This is a genomic window from Bacillus sp. 0909A, from assembly GCF_036765115.1.
Lineage (GTDB): Bacteria > Bacillota > Bacilli > Bacillales > Bacillaceae > Bacillus > Bacillus mojavensis.
This window is the reverse complement of sequence record NZ_JBAIZU010000001.1, coordinates 271,002-290,968: the sequence shown is the minus strand read 5'-3', so window position 1 is coordinate 290,968 and position 19,967 is coordinate 271,002. Positions and strand designations below refer to the sequence as shown.

At 44.3% G+C, this 19,967-nt stretch carries 14 protein-coding genes, 1 pseudogene and 1 other annotated feature; of the genes and pseudogenes, 2 read left to right on the top strand and 13 right to left on the bottom strand.

The window, feature by feature from the left end; translation table 11 throughout:
• Positions 1–32: 32 nt before the first annotated feature.
• Positions 33–2,675, bottom strand: a complete 2,643-nt coding sequence (gene valS / locus V6D42_RS01450) for a valine--tRNA ligase (RefSeq protein ID WP_333512169.1) — start codon at positions 2,673–2,675, stop codon at positions 33–35.
• A 59-nt stretch (positions 2,676–2,734) separates the two neighbouring features.
• Positions 2,735–2,956: a binding site (T-box leader), on the bottom strand.
• Positions 2,957–3,122: 166 nt separating this feature from the next.
• Here valS and V6D42_RS01445 point away from each other — a divergent pair.
• Positions 3,123–3,314, top strand: a complete 192-nt coding sequence (locus V6D42_RS01445; protein ID WP_010335171.1) for a hypothetical protein — start codon at positions 3,123–3,125, stop codon at positions 3,312–3,314.
• 19 nt (positions 3,315–3,333) lie between these two features.
• On the opposite strand, the gene cotN is transcribed toward V6D42_RS01445, so the two are convergent.
• The 8 genes from cotN to hemA all read right to left on the bottom strand — a co-directional run bounded on the left by cotN (position 3,334) and on the right by hemA (position 12,833).
• Positions 3,334–4,359, bottom strand: coding sequence for a spore coat protein CotN (gene cotN / locus V6D42_RS01440; RefSeq protein WP_333512168.1), 1,026 nt, complete (start codon positions 4,357–4,359; stop codon positions 3,334–3,336).
• 32 nt (positions 4,360–4,391) lie between these two features.
• Entirely contained in the window at positions 4,392–6,443 is a 2,052-nt protein-coding gene (locus V6D42_RS01435; RefSeq protein ID WP_333512167.1) for a LysM peptidoglycan-binding domain-containing protein, read from the bottom strand.
• Between the two features lie 135 nt (positions 6,444–6,578).
• Positions 6,579–7,871, bottom strand: a complete 1,293-nt coding sequence (gene hemL / locus V6D42_RS01430) for a glutamate-1-semialdehyde 2,1-aminomutase (protein ID WP_333512166.1) — start codon at positions 7,869–7,871, stop codon at positions 6,579–6,581.
• A 29-nt stretch (positions 7,872–7,900) separates the two neighbouring features.
• A complete protein-coding gene (gene hemB, locus V6D42_RS01425; protein WP_333512165.1) occupies positions 7,901–8,875 on the bottom strand; it encodes a porphobilinogen synthase in 975 nt (324 codons plus the stop codon).
• Complete coding sequence (gene hemD, locus V6D42_RS01420; RefSeq protein WP_333512164.1) at positions 8,872–9,660, bottom strand: uroporphyrinogen-III synthase; 789 nt, start codon at positions 9,658–9,660, stop codon at positions 8,872–8,874. The genes hemB and hemD overlap by 4 nt, the downstream gene beginning before the upstream one ends.
• On the bottom strand, positions 9,650–10,591 hold the full coding sequence (gene hemC, locus V6D42_RS01415; protein WP_010335177.1) for a hydroxymethylbilane synthase: 942 nt from the start codon (positions 10,589–10,591) through the stop codon (positions 9,650–9,652). The genes hemD and hemC overlap by 11 nt, the downstream gene beginning before the upstream one ends.
• Before the next feature lie 36 nt (positions 10,592–10,627).
• Entirely contained in the window at positions 10,628–11,458 is an 831-nt protein-coding gene (locus tag V6D42_RS01410) for a cytochrome c biogenesis protein (protein ID WP_010335178.1), read from the bottom strand.
• A 7-nt stretch (positions 11,459–11,465) separates the two neighbouring features.
• The gene (hemA, locus tag V6D42_RS01405; protein ID WP_333512163.1) at positions 11,466–12,833 is read right to left on the bottom strand and encodes a glutamyl-tRNA reductase; all 1,368 of its coding nucleotides are present in this window, start codon (positions 12,831–12,833) and stop codon (positions 11,466–11,468) included.
• A 229-nt stretch (positions 12,834–13,062) separates the two neighbouring features.
• Here hemA and V6D42_RS01400 point away from each other — a divergent pair.
• Positions 13,063–13,565, top strand: a pseudogene (locus V6D42_RS01400) (hypothetical protein).
• A 25-nt stretch (positions 13,566–13,590) separates the two neighbouring features.
• Here V6D42_RS01400 and yihA read toward each other — a convergent pair.
• The 4 genes from yihA to clpX form a co-directional block, all read right to left on the bottom strand.
• Positions 13,591–14,178, bottom strand: coding sequence for a ribosome biogenesis GTP-binding protein YihA/YsxC (gene yihA / locus V6D42_RS01395; RefSeq protein WP_010335181.1), 588 nt, complete (start codon positions 14,176–14,178; stop codon positions 13,591–13,593).
• A complete protein-coding gene (gene lon, locus V6D42_RS01390; protein ID WP_333512162.1) occupies positions 14,175–16,499 on the bottom strand; it encodes an endopeptidase La in 2,325 nt (774 codons plus the stop codon). Before lon ends, yihA begins: the two co-directional genes overlap by 4 nt.
• Before the next feature lie 180 nt (positions 16,500–16,679).
• Entirely contained in the window at positions 16,680–18,338 is a 1,659-nt protein-coding gene (gene lonB, locus V6D42_RS01385; RefSeq protein WP_333512161.1) for an ATP-dependent protease LonB, read from the bottom strand.
• Positions 18,339–18,489: 151 nt separating this feature from the next.
• Complete coding sequence (clpX, locus tag V6D42_RS01380) at positions 18,490–19,752, bottom strand: ATP-dependent protease ATP-binding subunit ClpX (protein WP_010335184.1); 1,263 nt, start codon at positions 19,750–19,752, stop codon at positions 18,490–18,492.
• Between the last annotated feature and the right edge of the window lie 215 nt (positions 19,753–19,967).

Sequence of the window (19,967 nt, the reverse complement as noted above, 5' to 3'; positions counted from 1 at the left end):
GCGGTTTCTCAAGAAACCGCCTTGGCTTTTCATTAGCCCTTAAGCTCAGCCATTCGTTTTTGAACAGCGTCACGCTTCGCCACGTAATCTTTTTCTTTCTCACGCTCTTCATCAATTACGTGCGCAGGCGCTTTTTTTATAAATCCTTCGTTTCCAAGTTTCTTTTGAACACGTTCGACTTCTTTCGTCAGCTTATCGAATTCTTTTTGCAGTCGGGCGATTTCTTCATCGATATTAATTAAACCTTCAAGCGGAAGTATAACCTCTGCACCTGTGACAACTGCCGTCATTGCTTTATCAACAGCCTCGATATCTGTACCGATTTTCAGTACGCTCGGATTTGTAAAGCGTTCAACATATGAACGGTTTGCTTCGAGACGGGCTGCGACCTCGTCCGTGCTCGCTTTAATGTACAGTTCAACTTGCTTGCTCATCGGTGTGTTTACTTCGCTGCGGATATTACGCACAGAACGGATCAGTTCAACGAGAAGCTTCATGTCAGCAGCAGCTTCAGTGTCTGTATGCTCAGGCACAACAACAGGCCATGTGCTCACAGTAATGGAATCTCCTTGGTGAGGCAGGTGCTGCCAAATTTCCTCCGTTAAGAATGGCATAAACGGATGGAGCAGGCGCATCGTTTGATTCAGAACATAAGCAAGGATGGAACGGGTTGTTTTCTTAGCCGCTTCATCTTCTCCGTATAGAGGAAGCTTCGCCATTTCAATATACCAATCACAGAAATCGTCCCAAATAAAGTTATATAAATGGCGGCCGACTTCACCAAATTCATATTTATCAGCGAGCTGTGTCACGCTTTCGATCGTTTCATTTAAACGCGTTAAAATCCACTTGTCAGCTACTGATTTCTCACCTGTAAGGTCAAGCTCATCATATGTCATGCCGTCCATGTTCATTAACGCAAAACGAGAAGCGTTCCAAATTTTATTGGCGAAATTCCAAGTTGATTCCACTTTTTCATAGCTGAAGCGAAGATCTTGGCCAGGAGAGCTTCCAGTCGCCAGGAAATAGCGAAGGGAATCGGCTCCGTACTTGTCAATCACGTCCATCGGATCGACACCGTTGCCAAGAGATTTACTCATTTTTCTGCCCTGCTCATCACGGATTAAACCATGGATTAAAACATCTTTAAACGGACGTTCTCCAGTAAATTCAATTCCTTGGAAAATCATGCGTGACACCCAGAAGAAAATGATGTCGTAGCCTGTAACGAGAACGTCAGTCGGATAATAGCGTTTAAAATCTTCAGCTGTCAGATCAGGCCAGCCCATAGTGGAGAACGGCCAGAGCGCAGAACTGAACCATGTATCCAGCACGTCTGTATCCTGCTCCCAATTTTCGCTGTCATCCGGCGCTTCAAGACCGACATATAACTCGCCGGTTTCTTTATGATACCAGGCAGGAATGCGGTGGCCCCACCATAATTGACGGGAAATACACCAGTCGCGGATATTTTCCATCCAATGCAAATACGTTTTTTCGAAGCGGTCAGGAACAAAGTTGACTTTTTCTTCTTTCTCTTGCAATTCTATTGCTGCATCAGCAAGCGGCTGCATGCGCACAAACCATTGGGTAGAAAGATAAGGTTCAACAACCGCTCCGCTTCGTTCACTATGCCCGACAGAGTGCAGATGGTCCTCGATTTTGAAGAGAACGCCTGCCTCCTGTAAATCTTTGACGAGCTTTTTGCGGCATTCGAAGCGATCCATGCCTTGATATTGCAGCGCATTTTCATTCATCGTGCCGTCTTCATTCATGACAAGAATGCGCTCTAAGTTATGGCGGTTGCCAAGCTCGAAGTCGTTCGGATCATGGGCAGGCGTAATTTTCACCGCACCTGAACCAAATTCCATATCAACGTAGTCATCGCCGACAATCGGGATTTCACGATTTGTGATAGGCAGAATAACCGTTTTCCCGATCAGGTGCTTGTAGCGCTCATCCTCAGGGTGTACCGCAACGGCTGAATCACCAAGCATTGTTTCTGGACGTGTCGTCGCGATTTCAATTGAACCTGATCCGTCAGCAAGCGGATAGCTCATGTGATAGAATGCGCCTTGAACGTCCTTGTAAATGACCTCAATGTCGGATAAAGCTGTTTTTGTTGCAGGGTCCCAGTTTATAATGTATTCCCCTCTGTAGATCAAGCCTTTTTCATAAAGTTTAACGAATACTTCGCGAACCGCTCGGTTTAAGCCTTCATCAAGCGTAAAGCGCTCACGGGAATAATCAAGGCCAAGCCCTAATTTCGCCCACTGGCTGCGAATGAAGTCAGCATACTCTTCCTTCCACTTCCACGTTTCTTCAAGGAATTTCTCACGGCCTAAATCGTAGCGGCTTGTGCCTTCTTCACGAAGTTTCGCTTCAACTTTAGCCTGTGTCGCGATACCGGCGTGGTCCATACCCGGAAGCCACAGCACATCATAGCCCTGCATGCGTTTCATTCTTGTTACAATGTCTTGCAGCGTTGTATCCCACGCGTGGCCAAGGTGAAGCCTTCCTGTTACGTTTGGCGGCGGAATAACGACAGAGTACGGCTCTTTCGTCTGGTCACTGCCCGCTTCAAAAAACTTACCTTTTAGCCAAAAATCATATCGGTCTTTTTCAACCGCAGCCGGATCGTATTTTGTCGGCATTGTTTGTTCATTCGTTTCCATCATAACCCTCCAGCATGTGTAAAATGGCTGAGAACGAAAAAAGAGCCCTTCATCCTTGGGAAAAGGACGAAAAGCTCTTTCGCGGTACCACCTTTTTTCATGAACCTTGTCAGTTCATGCGCTTCAACGGATAACGGGGGTCTCCCGAATTTCTCTACTCTTCTTTCAAGAAATTGTGCTCCCGGGCGACCTTCCAATCAGACAACATAAGAAGCCTTTCAGCAAGCGGCTTCTCTCTCTGCATGCGTCTTTCTTGTACTCTTCCCGTTCTAAGCAGGTGTATCTATCAGCTCATTATATTCTTTATTTATGTTCTTTATTATAGTAAAAGTGTTTTTGATTCGTCAATCATCTTTTCCAAAAATACTGCTTCTTATACAAGATGGGCAGGCACCTATTGACCAAGTATACATATGATGCTTGTAAATGCGTAGAGGAGGATGCACCGTGAAGAAACGTTTCAGCTCTTATTCCCTGCCGCCGTGGGTCAGGCAAATTCGGCTTGTATCCGCGCAAGTGATTATTCCGATTACGATTTTCCAAGGTATCAGAACCATTTTCTTTCCAACAACCTTTGATGTCTTGCTGCTCGCACTATTGATTTTTTTAGCCTGTGCGCTTCATTTGGAATGGATATAAACAAACAAGTCCGCGCCAATTAAGACGTGGACTCGTTTTCCGCCTGAAATTTTTTCTCTTGTTCAATTTGATGAATTTTCATCACAAACGGCTCTATATTTTTCATTTGCCAGTATGCCTTTAATAAGTGTATACATTCATCTTTTTCACGCTGCCTTTTCCCGGTCTGATAGCGGTTCAGCACTTTGGACACTGCTGCCGGATAAGCCATGTAACTGAGAAAAAGACTGATTTCAGCTTCATGCAGAGGAAATGCTTTCGTATATGCATAAAACCAATCGACACACTCAGGACAAGCTTTTGGAAAACCGCTGAACATTCGTGTATAAAAGCCGAGCAAGTCGTTTTGCGGCGGCCCCACAGATGCTCTCTCAAAATTCGTAAAATATCCGGTTCCTGCATCATTGTACAGAAAATGGTGAATAGACAGGCTGCCGTGGTTAATGACAACCCTTGAGGTACCTTTTTCTTTTGCCGCTTCATACCAATCCTTAATCCGCTCAAGCGCAAAGTTTACAGCGGAAATGGTTTCTGAAAAATAGGTTACAGCCTGCAATTCAAAGGGAGAAAGGTACCATTCTTTCTCCGCTCTATCTACAAACTGTTCATAAATGATCTTTTCATTTTCCCACTTTTTTCTCGTTTGTTCATAGTGGCGTTCAATGTCTTCACGCCTGACCTTGATTTCCTGCGCAGTTCTTTCGTGGAGGCGGGCTGTTTCTCTAAATAGATAGCCATGTTTCTGATCCCGCTCTTCCTCTTGGTCAAATTGGAGCCAAGGCATTAAGTAATAGAAGTCTCCAGTTTGTACGCCCCCGGAGAAAAACTCCCCCCCATTTGTTCTGTAAATAGGCACAAATGAATGAAAGCCTTTTTCCTCAATTGCTACCATTTGATCTGTAAAATGTCTGCCGCGAACCGATTTCATTTTTTTCAGCGCAAATACCCCATAATCTGAATACACTTTCCACACACGAGGACTGACTGGCTCAATAAATTGAGCCGTCAGTCCGTATTCCTGAAGAACCGATTGGACATCTTCCATTCCATTCACCACATTTTCCGATCGCTTACGGCTTACGCATGGCTGCTTTTGTATTGAGGGATATAAAGAATCTGCCCTGCTTTCAATTCATCATCCAGCGCCAAAGAATTCATCCTGATCAGCTGCTGGGAGGTAATGTCGTACCGTTCGCATAAACGTTCAATGGTATCTTCCTGCTGAACAATACATATTTTCATTCTAGAAAACTCATCCTCTTCTCTCGTAAAGAGTTTTGTTAGATAAAGAGAATTATGATTTTCCTTAGTTTCTGGTTCCTTCGTTTGAGCAGCAGGAACATCCCTAGCAACAGCATCTGTTTTCTTCCTTTCAGGGTCGGAAGTGTCAGGCAGCTGGTAAGAATGAAAAGACGTCTCTTCCTCAGGTTCTTCAGGTGAAGGTGTTTTTCTCACTTCAATTTCAAAGCTTTCTTCCTTCTGCTCTTCTTCCTCCAGCAGCTTAGGCGCTGAATAGAAGGAATGCTCTTCTGAATCTTGTTCCGGCAAGAAGGTACGATAGGCCGGAGTGAGCTCTTCTTCCTGAGATTCCTCTTCAGCACTTACCTTTTGATTAAAATGCAGGGTTGGAGCTGCTGCTTCTTCCTTTAAAAGTGCAGCTGGCACTTTCTCCTGCTCTCTGCTTTCCTCTAAAGAAACTACGTTTTCAGGGTTTTCAGGTACAGTTTCCCGGACTTCCTCCAGTTGTTCTGCATCCTGCCGGAGTGCAGGCTCTATGTGATCCGATAGCTCCGATTCTGTTTTTTGGGATTCTTGACGTAGGTCATGCTCAAGAATAGGAGAATCTGGCTTTTCTATTTTTTCTTCTCCACGCTCAGCTTCTGCAGCAGGTGAATTTTCCGTCTTTAAAACAAGCGGTTCTGACAGTTCAGCCTGTTCTTCTTCCGTCTCTGCTTTTTCGCGGATCTCTATTCCTGAAGCAGCCTTTGGGGATTCTGCTTCTATTGTCTCCACTTCCTCACGAAGCCCTGCCTCTGAAAGAATGAGTTCCGGCTGCTTCGCTTCTGCCGCATTTATATCTTCGCTGCCCTCAGGTTCTAAAGCAGATGATTCTGATCGTACAGTTTCTTTCTTTTCACTCGCCTGCTCTTCACGAAGCCCCGCTTCCGAGATATGAAGCTCTGGCACCTCGGCTGGCGTTTCTTCCGCTTTTATACCGCCGCTGTCCTCCGCTTCTAAAGCAAATGGCTCTGACCGCTCAGCTTCTTCCTCTTCATTTTCCTGCTCTTCACGAAGCCCCGCTTCCGAGACATGAAGCTCTGGCGCCCCGGCTGGCGCTTCATTCGCTTTTATTTCTTCGCTGTCCTCTGCCTCTAAAGCAAATGGCTCTGACCGCTCAGCTTCTTCCTCTTCATTTTCCTGCTCTTCACGAAGCCTCGCTTCCGAAACATGAAGCTCTGGCGCCTCGGCTGGCGCTTCTTCCGTCTTTATATCTTCGCTGTCCTCTGCCTCTAAAGCAAATGGCTCTGACCGCTCAGCTTCTTCCTCTTCATTTTCCTGCTCTTCACGAAACCCCGCTTCCGAGACATGAAGCTCTGGCGCCTCGGCTGGCGCTTCTTCCGTCTTTATATCTTCGCTGAGAAACTCTGGCGGCTCAGAAAAACCTTCACTAGGAGCTTCATAGAGAGGAATGTCCTGCTCCCTGTCCGCTGTGTCATCAAGAAGGCCTTCTATTGCTAGATCAGCTTGGATCGTAAGGATGCGCGAGTCTGTTAGTTGATAGTCAAATGCATCAATAAACACAAAAACTTCATGTAAATGACTGACTTTGTTTTTCGGGATGGTAATATCGACAGGGAAACAATGAGTCAGTTCCGCTGTTCCATCTTCTCTCGTTCTAACCTCCTCGACAAACCGCTTATCAGTATAAAACTCTTCAGCATTTTTGCTTTGATCTATGTTGTACTCACCTGTAAGTTCAAGCGATCCTCTGATTGAAACGTAATCATTCACTTCCTGAACCCTAATATCAGGATCTAATGAAATGGAAAGCAGTTCAGAAACTTCCTGTCCTTTTTGGAAACAGATCGTTTCTTCTACAGAAAATTGCAATCGATGATTTTGCGGCAAGTTCATATCCTCCTTTCATCTAATCCTTAAAATTAGATGTCACTAAAGGTGTATGTATGAAATGGAGAAAATATGAATGGGGATGCACAGAAAAAACCGGTACAAGGAAATCCTTGATACCGGTTTTGATAGTACTTATCCGCGGCTGATCTCAGCGAATACGTTCTCAGCTGCCTGAATTGTTTTTTCAATATCCTCATCAGTATGAGCCGTCGAGAGGAAGAGCCCTTCGAATTGAGATGGCGGAAGGAACACACCTTCATTTGCCATTCCTTTATAATACTTGGCAAACAGCTTCAAATCTGATGCTTTGGCTGTTTCATAATTGATGACAGGTTCATTTGTAAAGAAGAAACCGATCATTGAACCTGCGCGGTTAAAGGTATGCGGAATACCGTGCGCCTCTGCCGCTTTTGAAATGCCTTCTTCCAGTCTGTCGCCTTTTTTCATAAAGGTCTTGTATGATTCAGGCGTGAGCTGCTTTAATGTTTCGAGTCCAGCCGTCATTGCAAGCGGGTTGCCTGACAGCGTACCAGCCTGGTAAATCGGACCGCTTGGGGCAATTTGCTCCATAATTTCGGCTTTACCGCCATAAGCGCCGACAGGAAGTCCGCCCCCGATTACTTTCCCTAAGCAAGTCAGATCAGGCGTAACACCGAAATATCCTTGTGCGCAGCTGTAATCGACCCGGAAGCCAGTCATGACTTCATCAAAAATCAGCAGCGTGCCGTACTGTTCAGTCATATCACGCAGCCCTTGCAGGAAACCTTCTTGCGGCGGAACCACACCCATGTTTCCGGCAACCGGTTCTACGATGACGCCTGCAATATCTTCACCAAACTGTTGGAATGCAAGCTTTACACTTTCTAAATCATTGTACGGAACAGTGATGGTGTTTTTCGCAATGCCTTCAGGTACGCCCGGGCTGTCAGGCAGACCGAGTGTTGCCACTCCTGAACCCGCTTTAATCAGCAGAGAATCTCCGTGTCCATGGTAGCAGCCCTCAAATTTTAAAATCTTATTGCGGCCTGTATATCCTCTTGCCAGACGAAGCGCGCTCATGGTCGCCTCGGTTCCCGAGCTGACCATCCGTACAATTTCTAGTGACGGCACTCGATCAATGACGAGCTTCGCCAATTCATTTTCCACCTCAGTCGGAGCCCCGAAGCTCGTCCCGTATTCAGCCACTTTTTTAAGGCTCTCTACAACACGGTCATTTGTGTGTCCTAAGATTAAAGGCCCCCATGACAAGACGTAATCAATATACTCATTTCCATCAATATCATAGATTTTAGAGCCTTTTCCGCGCTCCATAAAAATCGGGTCCATGTCTACCGATTTAAAGGCGCGAACAGGGCTGTTTACACCGCCCGGCATGAGTTTTTGCGCTTCTTTAAAAGCCGTTTTTGATTTTTCATAGCTTCTCATCTGCCTCAACTCCTGTCAACTGAATAAGATTACTCCGCAAGCCATTTTGCTGCGTCTTTTGCATGATACGTGATAATCAGGTCGGCACCCGCACGCTTCATACTTGTCAATATTTCTAAGACAATCTCTTTTTCCTTGATCCAGCCGTTCTGAGCTGCAGCCTTCACCATAGAGTACTCTCCGCTTACATTATAAGCCACAAGCGGCAATGTGAACTCATTTTTCACATCCCGCATGATATCCATATAAGAAAGTGAAGGTTTCACAATCAGGAAGTCCGCACCTTCCTCAACATCTGATTGTGCTTCACGGAGTGCTTCCAGACGGTTGGCAGGATCCATTTGATACGTTTTGCGGTCGCCAAATTGAGGCGTGCTGTTTGCTGCATCACGGAACGGACCGTAAAACTCACTTGAATATTTCACAGCGTAAGACATGATCGGAATATTGATGAATCCTTCTTTATCTAACGCTTCTCTGATAACCGTCACAAATCCGTCCATCATGTTAGAAGGCGCAATGATATCCGCTCCGGCTTTCGCTTGGCTGACAGCTGTCTGCGCCAATAGCTCCAAGGATTCATCATTCAGAATCTGTCCGTCTTTGACGAGACCGCAATGTCCGTGATCTGTATATTCACATAGGCATGTATCAGCGACGACAACCAGCTCAGGGAAATGCTTTTTAATTTCCGCAATTGCTTCTTGCACAATCCCATGATCATGGTATGCTTGCGTTCCGCAATCATCTTTTTCTTCAGGTATGCCGAAAACAATGACGGATTGAATTCCGAGACTGACCAGCTCAGCCACTTCATCCTTTAATAGATCTAAAGATACATGATAAACATCAGGCATTGAAGGAACAGCTTTTTTTCCTTCTAAACCTTCAACGACAAAGATCGGATAAATAAAATCAGATGGATGCAGACGGGTTTCTTTTACCATCTCTCTCATTGCTTTTGATGACCGCAAACGGCGGTGTCTGTTAAATAATTGACTCATATTGTATCTTCCTTTCTAGACATGCGGCACATTAAATCAAGCATACCGTCAATTGTAAATGTATCAGGCATATACGACGTGATTCCGTACGACAGCAGAGCGTCCCTCGTTAATGGTCCGATGCTGATGCAGGCCGTTTGGTGCGCCTGCCATTTTTTTAATCCTTCTCCCAGAACATGCATAAATGTATGTACGGTTGATGAGCTTGTAAATGTCACAAAATCAAATGAATGCTGATTCGCGGCATTTTTTAATTCCTTGATGCCATCTTCATCAGGAATGGTTTCATATACGACCCATTCCTTCACAACAAAGCCAAGAGGCGTAAGCTCTTTTTTTATCACATCGCGAGATAAATTGCCTTTTATGACCGTAATCCGTTCTGACGGTTCGGCATGCTGCTTAAGAGCGTCCGCCAATTGTTCTGCAATATAGTCATGAGGCATTACATCAACCGATACGTCATACGATTCCAAACGGCGTGCGGTTTTTTCACCAACAGCCGCAATTTTTTTATAACCGGGAACAATTAGCTGATTTTCTTTTAGATAAGAAAAAAAGAAATCCGCTCCATTTACACTCGTAAACACAAGCCAGCCGGGTACGGCAAGATCAATTCGCACCTGTTCCGCCAGATCATTCGGCAGAGCTTGGCGAAACGTGATCAACGAGGTCAATACCGCTTTTCCGCCAAGCTTCTCCACTTTCTGCTGAAACGATTTTGCCTGCGTCTTATTGCGGGTGACAAGCACTGTTTTTCCTTTCAAAGGAACATCATTTACCATCCTCATCAAGCTCCCGTTTTACGCGATCGATTAAAGCTTTAGCGCCTTTATCAGTCATGAGAGCGGCACAGCGCTTACCGACTTCCACCGGGTCGTTTCCGGTGACGGTTTCTTTGAAAGTCATTTTTCCATCTGGTGAAGCCACAAGCCCTGTCAATTCAATTTCATCCTGGCCGTTTATCACCGAGTAGCCGGCGATCGGCACCTGACAGCCGCCCTCCATCGCGTTTAAGTAGGCACGCTCTGCCAGTACAGTCCGTTTTGTGTATTCATCCGTAAACTGAGAAAATAACGCTAAAAGCTCTTGATCCGATTCACGGCACTCAATTGCAAGAGCGCCTTGGCCAACAGCCGGAAGACAGCGCTCAGGCTCAAGAAATTCAGTTACGACATCCTGCTTCCAGCCCATTCTGGAAAGCCCTGCCGCAGCTAAAATAATTGCATCGTAATCTTCGTTTTCCAGCTTTTGAAGTCTCGTATCTATATTACCTCTAATCCATTTAATTGTAATGTCAGGGCGCTCAATCAAAAGCTGTGCGCTTCTTCTTAAACTGCTTGTGCCGATGACAGCACCTTCCTTCAATTCAGAAAGCTTTACACGATTCTTTGAAATAAGAGCGTCACGAGGATCTTCCCGTTCAGGAATACAGCCGATCACAAGACCTTCAGGCAAAACGGCAGGCATATCCTTCATGCTGTGAACCGCCATATCAATGTCTTCGTTTAAAAGCGCTTGTTCGATTTCTTTGACAAACAGCCCTTTTCCTCCCACTTTTGACAGGGTAACATCGACAATCCGGTCACCCTTTGTGACAATTTCTTTTATGTCAAAAGCAAAAGAAGGATTGATTTCCTTCAGTTTGCGGATGACCCATTTTGTTTGGGTCATAGCGAGTTTGCTCCGTCTGGAACCTACTTTTATCGTTCTCATTTTTTCTTTCCTCCCGAATCTGCTTGGGCACATTATTTAACTGAACCAATGGAATTGAGACAGGCTTCCGAGCAAGAAATAATTGATCATCAGCACGAGAAAACAAGCCGTATTCCACAGTGCGGCGACCTTCCCCTGAAGCTCTTTAATCAGCCTGATATAGAGATAGTAGCTGTACAGAAGCAGGACGACAAACGAACCAAGCACTTTGGCGTCGAACCAATACAGCGTTTCTAGTGACACATACGCCCAAATGACGCCGAGAATCAAACTCAGCAAGAGCATCGGGACGCCAATGACATTCAGTACGTACGCCATATAATCAAGCTTAGACAAATCTTCTATTCTCAACAGCCACTTTCCCCATTTTTTCTTTTTTAACAAATGATATTGAAACAAATAGAGCACAGAAAATACAAATGAAAGGGAAAAAGCGCCGTAAGAAAGAATCGCCATTGTAATATGAATCACTAATAGCTCTGATACGAGCTGACCCGAAAAAGCCGCTGACTGCTGCTCGGTCGGTGAAAATGTATGAATGGCGATCATAGCAAACCCTATTACATTTGTAAAAAACACAATAAAATCAACACGCAGCAGCTTTGTCAGCACAAGTGACAGTGTGACAAGCACCCAAGCATAAAAATAAAGCGCCTCCGTCACATTTAGTACCGGAAACCTCCCCGTCACCCACATAAAATAGGCCAAATACACGGTTTGCAGAGTCCAGACAATAGAAAGCAACCAGAAGGCCATTTTTCCAGCCTTCCGGTTGTGTTGAAGAAAGTCTATAAAATAAAAGAGTACACTTAATGCATAAATGACGATTGTTCCCTCATTAAGTCTTGCCATTGCAGTATCAATCATTCAGCATTCACTCACTTACAAGTGGGGCAAAGCCCGCTTTTGATTCAGCCTTCTTATAAGAATGGACCTCTTGGCTGCCTTCAACGCTTTTGATCATTTGCCGGCCCGCAGCTTCTTCAATATCAAAAATCTGCATAAATAAAGCCAGCTTTTCTTCAGAATCAGCCTCTGCCGCAAGTTCTTTCACCTTTAATATTGGGTCGCGTAGCATTTGGTTAATGATACTTTTCGTATGTTTATTCAAAAGTTTTTTCTCTCTTGTCGTCAAATGTGGCAGCTTCCGTTCGATGCTGTCCATCGTTTCAGACTGGATTGCCAGCGCCTTTTCACGCAATGCGGAAATCACAGGCACTACACCAAGTGTATTCAGCCATTGTTTAAATTCCACAATGGTTTCTTCGATTAACAATTCCACCTTCTCAGCGGTTTCTCTCCGCTCTTTCAGGTTCGCTTCTACGATCCCTTCAAGATCGTCTATATCATAAAGGAAGACGCCCTCAAGATCGTTCAAAGCGGGATCCAAGTCTCTTGGCACGGCGATGTCCACCATAAATAAAGGACGGCCCTTGCGAAGCTTATTCGCGTTTTCCATCATATCTTTAGACACAACAAAATCACTCGCACCGGTAGAGCTGATTAAAATATCGGCTTCCGCAAGCGCGCTTTCAAGCTGATTTAAGCTTCGCGCTTCACCGGAGAAACGGTCTGCAAGTTCTTTCGCTTTCAAGTATGTTCTGTTAATGACGGTCACTTTCCCGATCCCCTGTCCGTGCAGATTTTCGGCTGCAAGCTCGCCCATCTTTCCCGCACCGAGGATTAATATATGCTTACTTGAAAGGTTTCCGAAGATTTTTTTCGCAAGCTCAACGGCCGCATAGCTAACAGACACTGCATTAGAGCCAATGTCTGTTTCGGCGTGAGTCCGTTTACCAACTGTAACTGCCTGCTTAAACAACTCATTAAAAATCGTGCCGATCGTTTTTTCTTGCTGAGCTGTTTTGAAGCTATCGCGCACCTGGCCGAGAATTTGTGTTTCACCGATCACCATAGAATCCAATCCGCAGGCTACACGGAACAAATGCTCAACTGCCGCATCGCTTTCATAAAATCTTAAAAACGGAGACAGGTCTTCTTTGCTTAAGTGAAACCAGTCAGCTAAAAATTTCTTTATATAATAACGGCCGGTATGGAGCTGGTCGACTACCGCATAAATTTCGGTGCGGTTGCAGGTTGATACGATGATATTTTCGAGAATGCTTTTCTCTGCTTTTAGCTGCACCATCGCTTCTGCAAGCTCATTCGGCTGAAAACTTACTTTTTCACGTATCTCAATAGGGGCGGATTTATAATCTACTCCCACAACAAGTATATGCATAGCTTTTATTACACCCCCAACACCCAAACTTTATTTATAATCATTCTAACATAGAATTCATTATTTATAATAATTATAACATAGTTTCTTTCGCAAAATGTGAACAGATTTCAAAAATCTTGTGCTATATTAGAAAAAGCTTCACGAACAAAATATGTTCCTATTGACAATAACAAAAACAGCAGAAATTTACTAAGAATCAGCTCTAGATAACAAGAAGGTGATATGCATGAAACAAAAATCAATTTTATTTCCTTGTCTGCTGCTCGCCGCTTCCGTATACGCATGGCTTGAAAGCGGCCAAGCCGAACTGTTTTCAGGACAGGATCAATGGCCTGTTCTTCTTATGCTGTTAGGCGCAGCCTTTATATACCAAGGAAAAAAAGAAGCAGTTTCCCCGCATTTCTTTATCGGCTTGCTTCTCTTCGGAATCGGTTTGCACTTTTTCGCTAAGCCGAAGTGGACTTGGTGGCCGGATGATTTTGAAATGCTCCTCTTCTTGATCGGCTTCTCGCTTCTCGTTTCAACCGTTCAGAAAAAAGAATATGTATATGAAGCTGTTTCGATGATTTGTTTTTCCCTGTTTCTTTACTTTTTCAAACAGATTATGGCTTGGCTTGGCTTGAGTCTGCGCATATTCCCACGACCCTGCTGAAAGAGTATTGGCCGTTTGTGTTTATCGGAATCAGTTTATTGTTATTATTGATAAAACGAAAAAAATCTATACGATAAATAAAAAACCGGCAGAGATCAATCTCTACCGGTTTATCATTTTTTTGATCACTCCCCAAGCTTCGTCTTTCCCCTTTTTCGTTTCTGAGGAGTAGAGAATCAGCTCGTCTTCCGGATCAATATTTAATGTCTGTCGGACAACCTTCGCGTGTTTGTCCCATTTTCCTTTCGGAATCTTGTCCGCTTTTGTAGCGATAATAATAACAGGAATGCCGTAATACTTTAAGAATTCATACATCTGCACATCATCATTAGACGGTGCATGCCGCAAATCAACAATCTGCACAACTGCTTTCAATTCCTCGCGTGTCGTGATGTAGGTTTCAATCATTCTGCCCCAAGCTTCACGCTCGGATTTTGACACTTTGGCAAAACCGTAACCCGGTACATCAACAAAATGCAATTCGTCATTAATAATATAGAAATTTAATGTTTGTGTTTTTCCCGGTTTTGATGATGTTCTCGCAAGATTTTTACGATTAATCAATGAATTGATAAAAGATGACTTTCCTACGTTCGATCTTCCGGCCAATGCAATCTCCGGAAGCCCCCCCTCAGGGTACTGTTCAGGTTTAACTGCACTGATTACGATTTCTGACTTTGTGACTTTCATTTCTTCTCTCCTACTAAGGCATGTTCCAAAACTTCGTCTAAGTGGGATGCCAATATAAATGTGAGCCCCTCTCTGACGCTTTCTGGAATATCCTCTATATCTTTTTCATTATCTTTTGGCGCAATAATCGTCGTCAATCCTGCTCTATGTGCCCCGAGCGCTTTTTCTTTCAGTCCGCCGATCGGCAGCACGCGCCCGCGAAGTGTAATTTCGCCAGTCATTCCGACTTTACGCGATACCGCCCGCCCTGTTAAAGCAGAAACAAGCGCAGTCGCCATTGTTATACCGGCAGACGGACCATCTTTAGGCACCGCACCCTCAGGAACATGTATATGAATATCATACTTCTCATGAAAGTCAGGTTCAATGCCAAGTTCTTCTGTTTTTGAACGCACGTAGCTGAAAGCCGCCTGAGCAGACTCTCTCATGACATCGCCAAGCTTACCTGTCAGGATCAGTTTGCCTTTCCCTGGAGAAAGCGATACTTCGATCGACAGCGTATCTCCGCCGACAGTTGTATAAGCCAGCCCCGTGACTACGCCCACCTGATCTTCCGTTTCTGCTTGTCCGTATCTGAACATTCGTTTTCCGATAAAGTCATGAAGATTTTTCTCTGTAACTGTAATCCGTTTTCTATCTTCAGAAACAATGGCTTTTGCAGCCTTGCGGCAGATGGCAGCAAGCTGGCGCTCGAGATTTCTCACACCTGCTTCTCTCGTATAATAACGGATAATATCAAGAATGGCCTGATCACGCAGCTGCAGGTTGCTCTTTTTGAGCCCATGCTCCTTGATCTGCTTCGGAAGAAGGTGATCTTTCACAATTTCAAGTTTTTCCACTTCCGTGTAGCCCGCAATATTAATGATTTCCATTCTATCTCTAAGCGGTCCTGGGATTGTCGCCAAATTGTTAGCCGTAGCGATAAAGAGCACTTTTGACAGATCAAAGGTCTCCTCAATGTAGTGGTCGCTGAAGGTGCTGTTTTGCTCTGGATCAAGCACTTCAAGCATTGCGGATGACGGATCGCCTCTGAAATCAGAAGACATTTTATCAATTTCATCCAGTAAGAATACCGGATTCAGCTTGCCGGCTTTTTTCATGCCTTGAATAATACGTCCCGGCATTGCCCCAACATATGTCCGTCTGTGCCCGCGAATTTCTGATTCGTCGCGCACCCCGCCAAGTGAAATTCTGACAAACTTCCGATCCATACTTTTAGCAATCGATTTGGCTAAGGACGTTTTTCCGACCCCCGGAGGTCCTGCCAAACAGAGAATCGGGCCTTTTAAGGATTTTGTCAGCTTCTGAACCGCCAAATACTCTAAAATACGTTCTTTCACTTTTTCAAGTCCATGATGTTCTTTGTCCAAAAGATGTTCAGCCTCTTTTAAATCAAGCTTATCTTCTGTCTCATCCGTCCATGGGAGAGCAACCAGCCAGTCTATATAATTGCGGATAACAGAACTTTCGGCAGAACTGGACGGAATTTTTTCATATCTGTTTAATTCTTTAAGAGCCGTTTCCTTCACATGGTCAGGCATACCCGCTTCTTCGATTTTTTCGGTCAGCGATTGAACTTCACCTGTTTTGCCTTCTTTATCGCCTAGCTCTTTTTGGATCGCCTTCATCTGTTCGCGCAAATAATATTCCTTTTGCGTACGCTCCATTGAACGTTTGACACGCTGGCCGATTTTTTTCTCGATCTCAAGCACTTCTTTTTCATTGTTGATAAAATCAATGACCTTATTCAGTCTGTCTTTGACATCGGCCGTTTCTAAAATATCCTGCTTATCCTTTAGTTTAAGAGGCAGGTGAGAAGCAACAATGTCTGCCATTCTGCCCGGCTCTTCGATATCAGTAACCGCGGCGTACGTTTCGGCTGAGATTTTTTTAGAAATTTTTATGTACTGATCAAAGTGGTCCAACAAAGTCCGCATCAGCGCTTCGTCTTCTGTATCTTTTGAATCATCTTCATGGATCAGCTGAATGTCCACCGACGTATAATCCTCATGCTCATTGTATTCAATGATCTGGGCGCGCTGTATACCTTCCACCAGCACACGAATCGTACCGTTCGGAAGCTTCAGCATTTGTTTAATTTTCGTATAGGTGCCGACAGTAAAAATTTCGTCTTCACCCGGTTCGTCTATCGAAATATCCTGCTGAGTGGCTAAAAATATCATATGATCATGCATCATTGCCTGTTCAAGGGCCTGAACCGACTTGTCACGTCCTACATCTAAGTGCAAAACCATTGTCGGGTACACTAATAAACCTCTTAAAGGGAGGAGCGGGATGCTGCGTTTTAATTCTTCTGCCATGTGACTGACACCTCCGTGACTTTAGTATGAACCATTATAATACAACTTTTTCATCCTTGTACAATAAACGGCATGGTTCAGATTTTCTATAACACAGTCTCCTCGTAGTATACCCTTTCTTTCTGATCTGAAAAAGGAAAAGATGTCCTTCATAAAAAAAACCCTATTTTAAAAATAGGGTCAGACCGATTCTTTATTCATTTGCATGTTTAACGGTTTTTGTTCAGTAGGCGGATTCACTAAAATTTCATCAAGCACTTCCTGGAACGTTTTCACCGCCACAATTTTGATTCCTTCAATCTGTTTTAAAATTGATTGCTGATTTTCATACGGGATAATGACTTTTTTGGCACCGGACTGTTTTGCGGCTTTAATTTTCGGAATAACGCCTCCAATCGGTTTTACAAGTCCGTTTAGACTGATCTCGCCTGTCATAGCTACCGTGTTGTCAATCGGAATTTTATGAACGGCTGAAAAAATTCCCGCCGCCATGGCAATACCTGCTGACGGCCCGTCAATCGGTATGCCGCCCGGAAAATTAATGTGGATATCGTAGTCAGAAGGCTTCATTCCCATTGTACGCAGTACGGTTAGCACATTTTCAACCGAGCCCTTTGCCATGCTTTTCCGGCGAATTGATTTTGATTGGCTGCCGATGCTTTCTTCTTCTGCTATTCCGGTAATGTTAATTGAACCTTTATCCTGAGCCGGTGTTACGTTCACTTCGATTTCCAGCAGCGAACCGCTGTTAGGGCCATACACTGCGAGTCCATTTACAATGCCGATTTGCGGTGAAGAGCCGATTTTCTGCTCGTGCTTAGGGGTAAGCTGACTGGAATGAATCACCCATTCTATATCCTCAATGGTGATGTCCTTCCGGTCCTCGGTCACCGCCATTCCCGCCGCAATTTGAATCATATTGACTGCTTCCCGGCCGTTCCGTGTATAGCTGGTCAGCAAATCAAGCCCCTCTTCAGAAATATTCTTTTCAATCTTATCCACTGCTGTTTTGGCAACTGATTTCAGCTCATCTTTCTCAAGCTCGCGGAAAAACACTTCTAGACAGCGGGATCGAATTGCTGGAGGGATTTCATTTGGCATTCTTGTTGTCGCACCGATCAGACGAAAATCTGCTGGAAGCCCATTTTGAAAAATATCGTGAATATGGTTCGGTATTTGTGTATTTTCTTCGCTGTAATAAGCACTGTCTAAAAAGACTTTCCGGTCCTCAAGCACCTTCAGCATTTTATTCATTTGAATAGGATGCAGCTCCCCAATTTCATCAATAAACAATACACCGCCGTGGGCATGAGTGACAGCCCCCTGCTTCGGCTGCGGAATACCCGCCTGTCCCATCGCTCCGGCGCCTTGGTATATCGGATCATGTACAGATCCAATAAGCGGATCCGCAATTCCTCTTTCATCAAATCGAGCCGTTGTCGCATCGAGTTCCACAAAAACAGCCTGCTCCTTAAAAGGTGATTGCTTATGTTTTTTGGCTTCCTCTAACACAAGCCGTGCAGCAGCTGTTTTTCCGACTCCCGGCGGTCCATAGACAATGACGTGCTGGGGATTCGGTCCGCACAACGCCGCTTTTAACGCTTTAATCCCGTCTTCCTGGCCGACGATATCTTGAAAGCTTTTGGGGCGCACCTTTTCAGATAACGGTTCGGACAAGCTGATAGCCCTCATTTTGCGAAGCTGCTCCATCTCCTTCTTTGATTCCTTATCTATCGTGACTTTTTGTGTCCTCTGATTTTTAAGCAAATTCCAAAAATACAAACCAATGATGATCCCAAAAAACAGCTGAATAAATAATGCGATCCCTGTCCAACTCATGGTGGTCCCTCCTGAAAAACAATTTATGTATCCAATTCATTCCTCTGATTGCTAGTATCTCCCACAGAAGAGGGGAATAAACGTTTTCCGGAAGAGTTTACACAACAAAAAAACCTCCTGAATGTTACCACTCAGGAGGTTTTTTTCATTTTTAAGCAGACGTTTTATCTTGGCTAACCTCAGTACCGTCCTTTAACAAAAGGCGAGGCGGTTCTCCATGCGTTACAGTCGCTCCAGTAATCACACATTTTTCAATGTCATCACGGGAAGGCAGGTCAAACATCACATCAAGCATAATACCTTCAATGATAGAACGGAGTCCGCGTGCTCCAGTCTTACGCTCAATTGCTTTCTTAGCAATTTCAGACAGCGCTTCTTCTTCAAACTCAAGCTCAACATTATCCAGCTCAAGCATTTTCTTAAATTGCTTCACAAGAGCGTTTTTCGGTTTTGTTAAGATCGCAACCAATGCTTCTTCATCAAGCTTTTCAAGGCTTGCAATCACAGGAAGACGTCCGATGAACTCCGGAATTAATCCGAAACGGAGCAAGTCTTCTGGAAGCACTTTTGAAAGAAGGTCTTCTTTCTCCAGATCTGCAACCTTATTATCAGAACCAAAGCCAATCACTTTTTGTCCTAAACGGCGTTTGATGATTTGTTCGATACCATCGAAGGCACCGCCGCAAATGAACAAAATGTTTGTTGTGTCAATTTGAATAAACTCTTGATGAGGGTGCTTACGTCCACCTTGAGGCGGCACACTCGCCACAGTTCCTTCAAGAATTTTCAGCAATGCCTGCTGCACACCTTCACCTGACACATCACGTGTGATAGACGGGTTTTCAGACTTTCTTGCCACTTTATCGATTTCATCAATATAAATAATGCCTTTTTCCGCTTTTTCCACGTCGTAGTCAGCAGCTTGGATGAGTTTCAAGAGAATATTCTCTACATCTTCACCCACATATCCAGCTTCTGTCAGGGACGTAGCGTCAGCAATCGCAAACGGCACATTTAAAATACGGGCTAACGTTTGGGCAAGAAGGGTTTTACCGCTTCCTGTCGGGCCGATTAATGAAATGTTACTTTTCGAAAGCTCGACATCGTCCACTTTGCTGTTGGAGTTAATGCGCTTATAGTGGTTATACACAGCAACAGCGAGTGATTTCTTTGCTTGATCCTGGCCGATGACATATTCATTCAGAATTTCGCGGATTTCCTGCGGCTTCGGCACATCTTTAAATTCTACTTCTTCTTCTGTTCCGAGTTCTTCCTCCACAATTTCAGTGCAGAGTTCGATACATTCGTCACATATATATACACCAGGTCCAGCTACAAGCTTACGAACCTGATCTTGTGTTTTTCCACAGAACGAGCATTTTAATTGTCCTTTTTCCTCGTTGAATTTAAACATTCTTTCACCCCTTAATCTTGTCTCACTTTTTCTTTTACCGGCAGAGCAAAAGAAAATGATTCTTGAAACGAACGAGTATGTATTGCATTTTACCATACTTTCCAAAAAGACGGTAACATTGTGTTTCTGACTTGCACATTCTATATGTATGACAAAAAACAGCCCTGCATTAACTATCTTGCCCCAAGAAAAAGAGATATATCATAATTGTACAA